General features: G+C 55.4%; 8 protein-coding genes. 6 read left to right on the top strand and 2 right to left on the bottom strand.

The window, feature by feature from the left end:
- Positions 1 to 2: 2 nt before the first annotated feature.
- Positions 3 to 947, bottom strand: coding sequence for a TnsD family Tn7-like transposition protein (locus ACPWMG_RS04920; RefSeq protein WP_483303542.1), 945 nt, complete (start codon positions 945 to 947; stop codon positions 3 to 5).
- Positions 948 to 1,774: 827 nt separating this feature from the next.
- Positions 1,775 to 3,415 (bottom strand): ATP-binding protein, encoded by a 1,641-nt coding sequence (locus ACPWMG_RS04915; protein ID WP_483303541.1) that lies wholly within the window; start codon positions 3,413 to 3,415, stop codon positions 1,775 to 1,777.
- A 1,448-nt stretch (positions 3,416 to 4,863) separates the two neighbouring features.
- On the opposite strand from ACPWMG_RS04915, the gene ACPWMG_RS04910 reads away from it, so the two are divergent.
- The 6 genes from ACPWMG_RS04910 (at position 4,864) to ACPWMG_RS04885 (ending at position 13,760) form a co-directional block, all read left to right on the top strand.
- Positions 4,864 to 5,592 carry an HAD domain-containing protein gene (locus ACPWMG_RS04910; protein WP_483303540.1) on the top strand — a complete coding sequence of 243 codons (729 nt, stop codon included), beginning with the start codon at positions 4,864 to 4,866 and terminating at the stop codon, positions 5,590 to 5,592.
- Positions 5,580 to 5,984: a DUF6088 family protein gene (locus ACPWMG_RS04905; protein ID WP_483303539.1), complete on the top strand. Its 405-nt coding sequence runs from the start codon at positions 5,580 to 5,582 to the stop codon at positions 5,982 to 5,984. Before ACPWMG_RS04910 ends, ACPWMG_RS04905 begins: the two co-directional genes overlap by 13 nt.
- A gap of 179 nt (positions 5,985 to 6,163) precedes the next feature.
- The gene (locus tag ACPWMG_RS04900; RefSeq protein ID WP_483303538.1) at positions 6,164 to 6,997 is read left to right on the top strand and encodes an SOS response-associated peptidase family protein; all 834 of its coding nucleotides are present in this window, start codon (positions 6,164 to 6,166) and stop codon (positions 6,995 to 6,997) included.
- Between the two features lie 261 nt (positions 6,998 to 7,258).
- The gene (locus ACPWMG_RS04895) at positions 7,259 to 8,386 is read left to right on the top strand and encodes a PIN domain-containing protein (protein ID WP_483303537.1); all 1,128 of its coding nucleotides are present in this window, start codon (positions 7,259 to 7,261) and stop codon (positions 8,384 to 8,386) included.
- Positions 8,373 to 8,666: a tripartite tricarboxylate transporter substrate-binding protein gene (locus ACPWMG_RS04890; protein WP_483303536.1), complete on the top strand. Its 294-nt coding sequence runs from the start codon at positions 8,373 to 8,375 to the stop codon at positions 8,664 to 8,666. The genes ACPWMG_RS04895 and ACPWMG_RS04890 overlap by 14 nt, the downstream gene beginning before the upstream one ends.
- Positions 8,667 to 9,092: 426 nt before the next feature.
- Positions 9,093 to 13,760, top strand: coding sequence for an NACHT domain-containing protein (locus ACPWMG_RS04885; RefSeq protein WP_483303535.1), 4,668 nt, complete (start codon positions 9,093 to 9,095; stop codon positions 13,758 to 13,760).
- Positions 13,761 to 13,843: the final 83 nt, after the last annotated feature.

Here is a 13,843-nt window from a genome sequence, read left to right as displayed (position 1 = left end):
GGTCACATCCTCCGTAATGCAGCGGCCTTGGTGGCTGCGATGACCTCCGCCGGCCGGACGCCCGATTTCTCGATGACTTCCAGGCGCAGGCGCGAGCGCCGTTCCACTCGCCAGATGGCGATAGGCGACTGGTTGTTGTGCAGATGGGCAGTGGCCGCACTCAGGCGACGAAAAACGAATGCAGACAGGGACTCCGCCCGCGCGCGCAATGCAGCTGCGGCAAATAACGATGACTTGGTCAGACCATTGCGTCGACCCGCGTCGGCCATCAGCCTGGTGGCAGTCTTCCGTCCTGCCATGTCCATGGGTTCAACCTGTGCGGCCTGCATGATTCGGCGCGCGAGCAGGAAGTCTGTACCATCCGGAGACCGAGAAGGGGATGGCTTTCTTGTTGCGGTTGGTGAGACAGTGGGACGGTTCTCGACCAACCACTCGCGGGCCCATCTATATAAATAAGCGTAGGTCGCGGGCTGTAACTTCCGCAACTGCTTAAGGCGCAACGTCGGATGAGTTTGGGCCAAGCGCAGCCATGCGCTTTTCCGGTGCTCCGTCTCTTTTGCCCGAAGCAGAGCCTCTCGCCTGTAGCGAAGGCCAGGGTTTGCCGCCAAGAGTCGGTACACACTAACATTCGAGAGCCCGCAACCCGCAGCGACGTCCGCTATGTCAAGGCCGTTCTCAAGCTGCAGCAGAGCAGCGGTACGAAGGTCTTCCTTTAACACTTTCGGCCGACGTCGAATGTCAATGCCCGCTGCCTGTGCGTAAACGACCGCGGTTGTCACAGAAACCTCCGCGAGCTTTGCTGCGACGACTGCCGACGGCGCGATTAAAAACGCAGCCTTGAGCGCTTCCACATCAACCGCTGGTGCCGCGGCGGGGAAAGGCCACAGGGGCATCTGCTCGACTACTGGTTCATCGCGCAGGGCCGACACAAGAATCTGAGCAACCAACGGATGAAGAGTGCCACGCGCGTTCCAGAGAGGCCCGAGGCATCGCGCGACTTTGCTTTCCGACGACAGCAGCGAGCTGAGTTCAGGATGTTCGTAGCGTCCACACGCGTACCTCGCCAAAAGCGCACAGATACGGGACCGTCGCAGGCTCCCGTTTCTGGTGGTGTACCCACGGCTTTGCAGCAGGCCTCCAAGCTCACCAAGTGGCTCGGTGTTGTTCAGCAAGACGTCCGTTGAGAGTGAGGTCACCTCCAGGCCACCATGCGCTTTGCCCACTACCGTGGGTATGGCAACTGCCCTTCCCCGTTCCGCTGGCGTCCACGACGGGAACTCCGCAAGCGCGACATCGTGCAGTTGGCATCGCGTCATGAACGGGAGGAGCCAGTGCCGCAGTACGACAGAGACTCCCTTGGAAGCAATGGAGTGCTCATCGCATTCCGGGCAGAGTACCGGAACCTTCTGGAACCATTCCGTCGCGGTCAGCGCGAGAAGAGGTCTGCGAGGCCCCTGGCAGACCGACACAAGCCGTTGGATGAATCGTTCGCGCCGAGAGGTGCCTAGGGTGGCTTGAAAGTAAGGCGCGAGCGTGTGACGACTTGCCCATTCCGTCGCTGCCGGCAACCCTAGAACCTCTCCGTAGGTATCGGCAAACCACCCTAGTCCCGTTGGCAAGCACCAATCCGGCTTGGGCCAACGCGAGGAGTGGGGCCGCATCGAAACAGCGCCGGCATAGGGTTGGTTCAGGAGTTCCGTCCGGTCGTAGTAGCTGCGAAACGCCTCGCCGTCAACGCGTGGGGGCAGGATTGCTGAGACGTGGGAAAGGCTACTCATCGGATGTCGCTGGGGTCGATACCGTCGAGACGGGGCCCTGGCTCCTTGAAATACTGGCCCAGGGGGACGACCTTCGCAACTTTCGCGACCTGTTCTTTGGCGCGTTGTTTGCGTTTACTTGCCGGCTGACCCGTGCGCGCTGTTCCGGTCTTCTTGGCTTCTGCCTTTGTGGCGATTTGCTCGCCTGCTTTCACTGTGTCATTCAGCTCGTGTTGCGCCATCGTTTCCACCAGCCTTGCCTCCAGCTGCAGGAATTCATCCACATCGATGTCCGGTGAGTTGTCATCGATGATGGAAGTGTGGTTAGCGCTCCTCCACTGCGCCTCGGTCAGGACTTCTGCACGGCTTTGAGACTTCTTGGATGTGTCTGGCGGTAGATAGTCTTCATATGCTTGCAGGTCGCTGAAGCTCAAGCGCATCCCAAGCTTCGCCTTGCGGAGCACACTGAGCGACTTCTGAAATCTCGCGAGCTCTTTCAGCGAGATATCTCTCATCAGCGCGCCGTCAACTACAACGGATTCGTCGTTCGCGTGCCGTGTGAAAATCACCTTCATGTACTCGCGCATGATGCGTTTGACGCCCATGGAATACAAAACAAGCATCTTCACGAAGTCAACGGGATAGACGATGGGTGTCAACGACACTGATTGCTCCTTCAGTGTCTCCACGAAGTCATGCGCGTCAGGGTCGGCTTCGTTGAGCGGGAGCATCTCAAACATACCGCCGTTGGTGAACTTGTCCATCTCGGCCGGAAACAACTCCAACAGTACCCGCACGCGGACCGTGCCCACGAGGAGCACCGGCACTCCAAACTCACCCATCATGTCAATCAAGCCCTGAAGAATCTCCAACGCCGCAGTGGGGTTCAGCCTCGCCAAGCGCTGCATTTCATCGATGATGAGCAGAGGAGCGAATCCGGAGGTCAACGCGCCGTGAACAGCTGCTACTAGCCTCGGCCCGGTCGCGGAGTGCTCTCTCTTGAGATAGTAGTCCCGTCCAAACTGCCGGTCCGCCTCAGCCAGAATCCTTTTTTGGGTCAAAGCCCACGTCTTTTGCGCCGCGACACAAATGACACCCAGTTGAGGCCACTGAGCCGGCTCACCATTCAGTGACTGATGAAATCGCCCGTAATCACCAATATAGGCCTTGACGCGGTCGATGAAGGAAGTCTTTCCCACACCGGTGATGCCTGAGAGGATGATGCCGAGTCCACCTCCCCCTCCCGCTTCGGATAAACGCGGCAACTTGACTTCTTGTCCGGCCATGATTCGGACAAGTGCGTTGTAGACCCTGGGATTAGCTGGGTTCCGACTCGAAAAAGACTTACGAATGACCGCAACAACCTTATGAAGGATGACCAACTGGTCCTGAAATACATGGTGGAATTCATCTAGATACTCGAGGAGTTCTAGACGCTCCTCTATCGACCAAGATGAAAATCCATCTGGCCGTTTTTTCCGGCTTTTAGTCAGCCTCCTGTAGACCTCTGCGTCCGAGCGTGGCGGAGGAAATACCAACGCCATCTGGTTCGTGGCAAGAGACTCGTCCTTTTCGTCTAGCCGATACTCATAGACCTTGACGTAGTTTGGTCGTTCATTGCCTTGAATTTCTCTAGGATTACCTGCGTCAGTGCCCATTGCACTCCTTGTGATTGCTCATAGCCTGCAATCATTTTCAGGAATAACAAATCACCCACACAGAGATAATCCCAATTGCAAAAGAGCGAAACATCGGCATATTAGGGCAAATATGCCGCATATTATATTACGACGCTGCTATACACCTGATTATAAACACCACCACTGATTGAAACAATATACACTTTTATAAAAATTATTGACAAGACCTATACTCATCCCCAATGTCTTGTAGATTGAATTCTCTTAGAGGGCGGCACTTATCAAGGTTGGCTCGCGCCCTAGGTCGCGGAGCATTGCGACAAGGGTTTACGACCGCTTGCGTGCCGGTCGGCTCTCAGCGGTAAGCGCTCAGAGTAGTTCGCAACGCCGTTGATGGCGGCAGAGACATCCAGCCGCCGCCAGTGGCCGGGCTGGCGGCGGATAGCAGGGACTTCGGGTAAGAGCCGAACGCCCTCTTCGGCACATCACCAACGCAGCACCAGGGACGCTTGCCCCCATTCAAGCTCACCTTGGCGCGCGCGGTCACGCGCGCTGAAAGTACTACCCAAGGTAGAAGTCTTTTAAAGAACTTCTAAATGCAGTTTTTAAAGAACTTTCATCAGGGGGCAAGCCACCCCCCAGCCCCCCTATGGGACCGAGGCGTGTGGCTTGCCCAAAGCTTCAGGGCCAAAGGGCGCGGCAAGTCGCCCCTCCATTCGTCGACTTCAGCGTACTTGCACGCTCCCCGTCCACCTCGACGATTTCCACCAGTGTTGTGCCGTGACTCTTGCTTGCACCAAGGTCGGTGCGCAAGGTGTTGAGCCCCCTCTTCCGACGTGCCGTGTAGTCCGTGTTTTTATTCCACCAGCATTCGCCTCCGACAGCCTTTCGACGCGGTATGGCAGACATTCCCAGCGCTTGTTTCTCGGACCGAAGACGCCGGAAGCTGGGACAGCAACGAGTCGGACTGCTTCCGGCGAGATAAATACCGTTGTCGATACAGCGGACTTCAACACCTCTCCAGTGGGCGGTGGAAAAACGCAACCGCCAACTGAATTTTCCTTTCCGAATGAAACCCCTCAAAACACTTTCGATTAAATCAAACCGGTGGCGTTTAAGCACCCTTTCAGTTAAAAATTTTTATTAAATTTTATTCCAAAAAAACTACGACACGCTACAAACACATCAACACTGCCGGCTTATTAAAGACTTCTAACAGAGCATCCAAAAATCTTGTCTTAATAATAGGCAGAAATAAATAGAAAAATCAATCAAATATTTTAAGCAACTCGGAAATTCAGAATGAATAGACTTAAATGCATAAAATTGAGAAGGCCATTTCAATAATGGCCAGGCGACAGTTAATGGACCCGCTACCTGCTCCGTCAATAGATGGATAGGCAGTTGGTCCCGGCTGCCTTGTGAGAAGAGTGCGTATTACACCGATGACAAGTTGGGAGATTGCTGTGCGTAAGCCCTCGCCATCCATTTTCAAGCCTGATGAGGCTCAGCAACGAATCATCGACGCGGCGGAGGCCTCGGCTAAATCCGCAGCAACTGGCGGGCGGAATGCTCCGGACGAGTTGGTTCGACGATGGACTCAGGAGTCCAGTTGCTCAGCGGCAGGCGAACCCAAGGAGAACAGCGACATGGTTCGTCCCGTCCTGCTTCTGGATATAGATGACGTATTGGCGCTCAACACCCATTACGGTGCGCGACAAGTTCGAAATGCAATGTTGGCGCCCGACCAAGCTCCCGCAGACCTCTTCGACAAGGTCTTCTCGAAGGCTGGTATTAAGTACTTGAACGTGCTGGTCGACGAATTCAGCCCAGCAGTGGTCATGACCACCAGTTGGCTGGCCTTCCTAGACAGGGAGCATTTCGTTCGGCTGTTTCAACAGACCGGTGTTCATATCACCGACGAGTCCTTTCACCGGGTATGGGACGCGCCTCAAAATTACGGGACCACTCGCCTAGATGCCATCACGCGTTGGATATCAGAAAATCACGACGGGGAGCCGCTTTTAATACTCGATGATTACTTATCTGGCGAGGGGCTTGTTGATAGCATTCTCGACCAATCCGGGCGTGTCGTCCTTTGTAATGTCGGGGTCGGCTTTAACTCTTCCTTGCTCAAGGCTGCACGTTTGGCACTTAAGCGTCCTTACGACCCGGCGCGACCATGGCTGGACTAAAAGGCCGGTTGATGGCGAAGGTCCTCGATACCTCCGGGCCCGTCCTACTTCGAGAGGACTTCAAGGATATTGCGAGCGCGTCATCGGTTAGCCGAGCATTGCGTGAGCTTTGCAATGACGGCGTGCTCGTCAAGATTGGCGTTGGTCTTTACGCCAAGACCCGAATCAGTTCAGTGACCGGGGCGGTCATTCCCGCTGGCCCCTTGGAAGTCTTGGCACCTGAAGTGCTGAGGCGTCTCGGTATCGAGGTCAGCCCTGGTGCCGCCACGCGGGCGTACAACGACCGTTTGACGACCCAACTGCCGGGTGAGTTGGTCGTGAACACAGGACGACGCAGGATTTCACGAGTCATTGAGGTTGGCGGCCGCCGCCTACGCTACGAGCGCCCCTAGAGACGGCTCGACGGTTCTACGAGCGCTTCGCTTCATTCAAGGCCGTTAGTTCACAAGTAGCTCCGACGAAAGCTTTTTACCCGATTAGAGTCAATTATAGTGAATTATAGTTAGTGAACGCTCACCTTGGAGGCTAGAATTAATATAGGCTTGAGCTGCACGACTTGAGAGGAGATGAGATGTTCTACTCCGCAGCTGTGCAGGCTGATTACCGCAGGTACGTTCGGGAATTTGGCGTTCAGATTGGTTTGAAGGAGTTCTATGACCTCTTCCATCGCAGGCTTACCGAGCCGCGCCTCATCGTTCCGCCTGAGGTCGAGGGCGCCTTTCTTGAAGACGACCCGTCCGACGGTAAGGAGATATCCGGCCTCATCCTGATGGCGCGGGCGCAACGCGAAACCGCTCTTCGCACTGAACTTGAATCGCTGCAGCGACGCCTTGCGGAAGCCACGGCCAAGCTGGAAGTCAAGGTCACCAAGAAGGCACAGGACGATGTCCGCATCGCCACGAAAAAGATTGCGGCGGCTCAGGACAAGCTCGAAGAAATGCAACGGCGGGAACCGCCTGGCACCAACGCACGCATCTACACCGGCCACTACGTGCAAGTGATGATTTCGGAAGGAGGGAAGCGAGTCCTCAAGCCCATGCGCTACATGTGCCGCCCCGCGGGCATGCCGGCCGATTTCGATGAACGCTTCCCGGGGTGCTACAACGCTCGCCGGGACAGCCTTCCAGGGTTCTTGCGCAACCAGTTTGGTCACACGCACGGCGTCGTGGTCGCCAGCGCGTTCTTCGAGAACGTCAAGGTGCATCGCTACGAGCAACGCCCACTGGCGCCCGGAGAGCGGGAGGCCAATGCAACCCTGGAATTTCGGCCGGAGCTCCCGGAGGATTTGCTTTTGGCCTATATCTGGTCTTGCTGGACGACTCCTGACGCACCCGAACTCTTGTCGTTTGCCCTCATCACGGAAGACCTACCCGCTGAAGTCGCCGCAGCCGGTCATGACCGCTGAGTCGTACCCATCCGTCGCGAAGACCTGGACGCGTGGTTGAACCCAGAGCCGAGCAACATGGCAGCGCAGCACGCCATTCTGGACGGCAGGCATCGGCCGTTCTATTCCAACAGGAGAATTGGCTGATACTTTCCGGCTGCAAACTTGTCTTCACGATAAGACTCGACGGCTTTCCTGTCGCAATGACAGTATTTAGTGCCCACGTAGCCGTCTTGAGGTGAGACAAATTACAGGTTGTGTCTGTTGGAGGAATTCTGAAGAATGAAACTAGAAGATATCAAGCGCGAGATTCTGGCGGGCCGAAAGCTGAATGCTGCAATCAGCATTGACACCTCTATATTCGATGGACATGGCCTTCGACTCAAGAGTGGATGGCTCAAGCTCCTGGAACAGTTCAGCAAAAACCCGGGCACACTTCTTATCACGGACGTTGTGAGGTCAGAGGTTCACAAACACCTGACGAAGAAGATGTTGGAAGCGCGAGACAGCCTCAGCGGGGCACGCCAAGCCATGGAGGAACATTGGGACGTCGCTGTCGACGTTCCCGATGGCTTCGAAGCAGCAAGTACGGAGAACGTCCCGAATCAAGCAGCTTCGCGACTCGATGACTTTCTGTCACGGTGCAAGGCTTTGGTGCTGAAGGCCGAAGGACTGGTTAGCGTTGAGCGGCTGATGTCCGATTACTTCGCTGCGAAAGCCCCCTTTGAGAATTCGGGTGCCAAGAAAAGCGAGTTCCCGGACGCAGTTGCCTTGAATACGCTAGACGCTTGGTCACGTCAAACTGGCCGCTACGTCCTTCTAGTGAGTGGTGATAGGGGATGGAAGTCCTTCGCAGATGCCTCCGACAGGTTGTGCTGTGTCGAATCACTAGAAACTGCCATCAACGTATTCCAGCAGAGGGATGCTTCTCGTGCGGAAATGTTGCAGAAGTTGGTGTCGTTTTTCCGTGAAGAGCGCTGGTCAGCGATGGATGAACTTGCCGGTCAAGTAAGCGAATTGAATTGGGGAGTCGAGGCACCATCCTGGCACAGCTATGAAGTGAACTTTGACCTGAGCGTTTCGCAAATTAAGTTCACAGAGGACGATTTGGCTGAGTCCTTGCACGCAGTTGATTTGGCGGATGACAAGTTAACAGTCGCCGCGAATCTTGAGGTTACGCTCGACGTCGAGGCAGATTTTTCATTTGAGCTGGAAGGCGTTTCTCTCGGTGGCGCTTCGGTTTCGGAGAAAGCCACCAAGGAAGTCACGGCTCTGCTTACTTTCGACATGAGGAATCCGGCAGAACCCGAACTGGTTGAGGCGGACTGGCCCAGACGCCACATGATGCTCCAGCTGCAGCAGGTCGACCCAGACTACTCCGCTGAAGACCCGGAGGATGAGAGGTACTGATACCAACGGTCTTGTTGTCTATGCTCTTACGAGCAAGACTTCCGACGCCTCACTTCCAGATGTACCGTCCATTACAAACACGGCCGGCATGAATGAAGTCTTTTACCTTTGGTTTGGCCTCCTCGCGCCCTCAGGAGTTCCGAAGAACATTGTGGACCGCATGAATGGAGAATTGAATGCAGTGCTGCAAGCGCGGCAGGTCGCTCCTCCGTTCGTCAATTTCGGCGTACTTGCATGCGCCCCGTCCACCTCGACGATATCCACGAGTGTTGTGCCGTGACTCTGCATGCAGCAAAGTCAGTGCGCAAGGTGTTGAGCCCCCTCATCCGATGTGCCGTGTAGTCCGTGTTTTTGTTCCACAAGTACGTCTTCTATCGTACATCCGTCGGTAGGCGCCGTGTACTCATTGAAAGGCGACAGGCACATCGTGTCGCAGACTTACCAAGTTCAAGATGCCAACGAATATGGCCGACCCATTAACACTGTTTCACAGCGGCTAGCACGGTCCACCGCGGCCGCGCATAACGAAGCGTTGCGTTGCGACTCGCTGCATCGAACTGAGCGCCTTGCGCGAGGGGTACCTCCCCCGTTTAGTCGTTGTCGGCAACACTATCATTAAAGGGGCGCTTCCTGCGAGGCTTAATGGTCAGCGCCAGCCGAATTGAATCTCGTTTTCGGACGAGGCAAAACTAACGGAATTAAAAAGATGACAGAGAAGCATTTGACGACCTTGAAGGCAGCGCTTCAAAAGGGCGACCCCAAACTGCTCGAAAGGCTTGCCGCCGACCTTCTCACACAGCTCATTGGGACCAGGTTGACCGTTGCAAAGTCAGGTTTTCAGCACGGCTCAGACGCCGGGACAGCCGGTCGCGCTGGCCGGCACCTAAGACTTGAATGCAAAAGATATGCCGACGAATCGCCGCTCGACGACCGAAACTTACAGGGTGAAATCGATGACGCGCTGAGACGAGACAAGGCTCTCGAGGCGTGGATACTTGTCTCGACGCGGGGGGTTCCACAGCAAACCGAAGACAGCCTCCAGGGAAAGGTCCTGACAACCGGTGTACCAGTCATCGTGATTGACTGGCGCGATGACAGCTCGGAACTTCCCACCCTCGCTGCAGTTTGTGCACGTTTTCCTGAAATCGTTGAGCGGCACTACGGCAAAGCGGCGATGAAATCCGCGAAGGCAATGACAGTCTTGGCACGCCCGATAGTGCAGCGACTTAAGAAGGAACTACTGCCCTGGGCTATCGGATATGAACAGCTGCTACACGACGCAAAAAAGCGTTTTGAAAAACTCTGGTGCGATGCGGCTGAGTCGAGAAGTGTTCTGGGTCAGAACGTGGCGGGTGGCGCAGCACACGTCATCGAGCGTCAATCGATTTCGCGTGGCTTAGAGTCTTGGTGGCAATCGGGCACAGACGGCGCAGCGGTGGTACACGGGGATGAAGGGATGGGCAAGACATGGGCAGCCATTCATTGGGCCCATGGGAGACTAGAAACCCTGCCTGTTTTCCTTATTCTTCCCTCATCGACCTTCAAAGTGATGAAAGGAATTTCTCACGCCAACATCGCCGAATTCCTTGGAAATGCGCTTCATGACCTGGCACCGGGAACCGACCGCACCTACTGGACATCGCGCGTAGCACGACTTTTGGACCGACCAGCTACCGAAGGCCCCGCATTTTTGCTATTGGTGGACGGAGTCAATCAAGAGCCATCTTTCGAATGGGAGCGTCTGTTTCAATTTCTCGAAGCGGCCGCGTTGAAAGGTCGCATTCGGGTCATCGTCACAGTCCAGACCTACTTCCTGAAGGAGCGACTTCACGACCTACGCCGCCTCTCTTACCCGCCTACGAAGCTCGAAGTGGGAAGATATGACCTATCACAAGGGGGAGAGTTCGACACGTTGCTGGCTCTCCACGGGCTTAAACGCGCAGACTTGCCGCCTGGTGTAATTGAACTCGCGCGCGTGCCGAGGCTATTCGAGCTAACCATCCGCTTAAAAGCCGATGCGGCGCTTCAGGGGACCCCAACTGCCAGCCGCCTACTTTGGGCACATGCGAAGGACGAGCTGGGTATAAAGCCCAGGGGTTCCATGAGTGAACGCGAGTGGGAACAGTGGCTTCAGGAGGTCGCGGTTCGATACTGGGAGGAAATTAAAGGCGAGAACCCAGGATATTCCAGCCGGGAACTGGCAGAAATGGTGAGAGACCCGGCCGGTTCGTCAGACCAAACAGCACTTCGGCTCGACGAAATTGTCAGCGGCAATTGGTTGGAGCCGATTCCAGGGCGGCCGGGCTGGTTGCGCCCTACCGAGACTACCATCAATCTGGCGCTTGGTATCGCAGTGCTTGGAGCGCTCGAATCAGCAGAAACAGAAGGTGCGGAGAAAGCGGCTCAAGTACTTGACGAGTACCTTGATTCTGTCCGCGCGACCCCGGCGGCGGCAACCATACTTGCGTCAGCGCTTTCTGTTCTTGTCGGGAAGAAGTGGCGTCCCGACTCGGTTGTGCCGCGTCTCGTCTTATACGCCCTGCTCCAGAGCCAGAATGCAAGCGATGAGCAACGCCAAGACGCGGTTCGATTGGCACCCGCTCTCGTCACTCCACTGCTGGATGTGGCGGAGGATGCCCATGGCAGGGCCAACGCATCGGCGCGTCATTGGGCATTAGTCGCGCTCCATGGGATTTCCGCTCTCAATACGACCGCGTGGGAAGTAATCGCCGACCGCCTAGTTTGCTGGGTTGCCAACGCTGATTGTCCAGAGCCCCCAAAAGTTGCCGCCAACGATGAGTCAGCCACGCATCAAGCAAGAATTTTAAAAGCGAAGATTGGCACCGCGGACCCCGGCATCCACTTGGTCCTTGGAGTACCTATTCGTCTCGATGAAAGCGGCCACGACGACCTGCTCTCCCACGTACCGCAACTATTGCTGGGTAAACCACTTTATGCTGCCAGAAAAGTTCTCGTCGCGGCGGCTGTGGCCAGTGTGGTCGCCCACGCTGGAAGGGGATGGACTGGTTTGAAGTGGCTGGTCACATTGAATCCGGTTGACCATGAAGCTTGTCAGGCAGACCTGGCGCACTTATCTACCGTCGCGACAGAGATAGCCCGCGAAGCGGGCATAGCGCCCGCATTTGCAAGGCGGGTCGGCAATATGTTCTTGTGGTTGACAGGGGATGAGCAGCTTGAGCGCAGAGCAGCAGCCCAACACGTAGTCGAGCCAGGAAACTACAGGTACCGCGACGACTATTTATCGAACCCAGCTCGAAGTTTCTACACACTGGAGCGCCGACACGTGGATGTACTATGGTCCGAAGGAAATATGACGGCGTTCGCGAAGCTGCAGCGCGCGAGGGCCTTTCTACCCGACCCCGCTTTGACATTCCCTGCAAATGTCGTGACTGAACTCAGAAAATGGGGGCGGTCACTGAAAGTTGAAGACTTGTGCACCGGTCGGAGTTCCACGAAGGAAGACAACACATTCGAGACGTTCCTTTCACTCGCAGCGCGGGTTTCTCCGCAGGCAGCTGCTGACGTCGTAGCGAAATGGTTTGGGACATTCGGCGGTCGCACCGACGAACGGCGTCATTGGGCGGCACGAAGGGCTCCTCGCTTCGCTTTGCTAGCGCCGCCCCAAAAGGCAAATGCCATTCGACACATGAGACTCGCGCGCCCAGCAGCCCCAAGCGAAGACGAGCGCATGACGCTTCTATTTATTCTTGAATGTGAACTCCTGAGGGAACCGTTGGACGCACAGCTTGATACTTTGGTAGTTGAATCAGAGGCATTCATTTCCATCGCGCTGGCGGACGTCCTGCGCCCTCCGGAGCCCGATACCGTAAAACGGTTTGTGCACCGATGGGGGCTGGAGAACTTGCGAGCACTTGAAGTTCTTTGCACATATCTATGGCGATATCCCGCGAATCTTGAGGCGGGTCTCTTCGAACGATTGGTACAACATGCTTTGAGCGATGGAGTGGGTCATCAGACCCTTGCATTCATGGCCCTTGCAGTTTGCAATCCAGAGGAATTCGGTCGCGAATTGTTGTTAGCGGGGTGGAAACCAATGCCTTCGGCAAATGAGTATTTGCAACACTATGGAAGCGCGTCGGTCCTAGCTGCTTCATCGGGGAGACCTTTAGCGGAATTGGCGGGGTGCGTGGCACCGTGGTGGTTACTCGAGGAAGCGGCACGACGTGGAGGAGACGTTAAAGACCTTGGGGTCGCTGTCAGAGCGATTGACGCTACTCTCTCATTGGACAGCATGTCAATGTATCCCGCAGTTGCCCAAATCGTGGTGGATTCGATGGGGACAAGGAATCTCATTTCTGTTGAACCAAATTTGCAGGAATCCGACGACGATGACGGATTCAAATCGTTCGACCCGGACGCCCAGTGGGCGAAGCATCAAGCAGCTCGGGAAACCGGCGAGGTATACCTTCGCAATGCGAAGTCTGCTGGCGCGACCATGGCAACCAGAGTTGTTCGCCTTGAAGCTGGAAAAATGATAGTCAAGCAATGTCCGGCCACTATTTCTAAGTGGCTTGAGGGCATTGACGAGCTAACCCCAGCGTTGATTGCCAGAGTCAATCTCGCTGGTGGTCTATTCCTCGCGATATGCGAAGCCCTTCTTGAATCAGACCCAATCCGTGGCGCTCGGCTATGGTACGTTTTAGAGGAGCATCTTCGTATCAAATTCGCCGGTGTCGGTGGGGTGAACGAGTTGGTACTGATGTTGTTCCGAGCACCTGAAAGCACTACTGTGCTCGAGCTCAGAGAGCAAACGTATAAGTTATCTCAGAACCTTACTGATGAATCTTACCTGGACCTCGCTCTTGCCGCGGTAAGTCAAGGCTCTCAACCTTGGCTGGAATCTGCTATCAAGGCAGACGAAGCGTCATCGGAGCCGTTCCGTAAAAAACGCGCAGTCATGCTGCGAGGTTTTTTACCTACTCGCGCATCTTTTAAACCGCAGTGGCATGAGGGCGAACGCGAGGGGGGTTGGGATTCGCTTCGCGTGCATGCCCAAGAAACGAGAAATCGCGCAGGCTTCGCGAGGTACTGGTGGGTTAAATTTTTGACGGCTACGGATGCAATTTCCTGCTATTGCGCATGGCAAGTATTCTTGTCATGCGCAGACAAGATGGCTTGGGTGTGGCTTCACTCGGATATCGAACTTCATAAAGTAGACGACGACCTTTGGCGATTGAAAATGCTTCACCTGAGTTTCAACGATTCGGCACTGAAAACTGCCATTAACGAAAAAAGCAGTAAAGGGTCAATGCCCCTGAATCGAAACCTTGTCGGCTGGGATAGACCGGATGGATGGTTTTCTGAGGCTGCGTTGGCAGAGCTTGGCTACTAATGTCAGTAAGACTGCGGCAACCGCTCTAGCCCTACTTGTTGATGAGGTCCGCTGCCGCAATGAGCGGCGAACAAGTCACGAAA

This window comes from Hydrophilobacter chitinilyticus (genome assembly GCF_049860745.1).
In the GTDB taxonomy this organism is placed as follows: Bacteria; Pseudomonadota; Gammaproteobacteria; order Burkholderiales; family Burkholderiaceae_C; genus Rhodoferax_B.
This window is presented reverse-complemented; position numbering and strand designations above follow the sequence as displayed.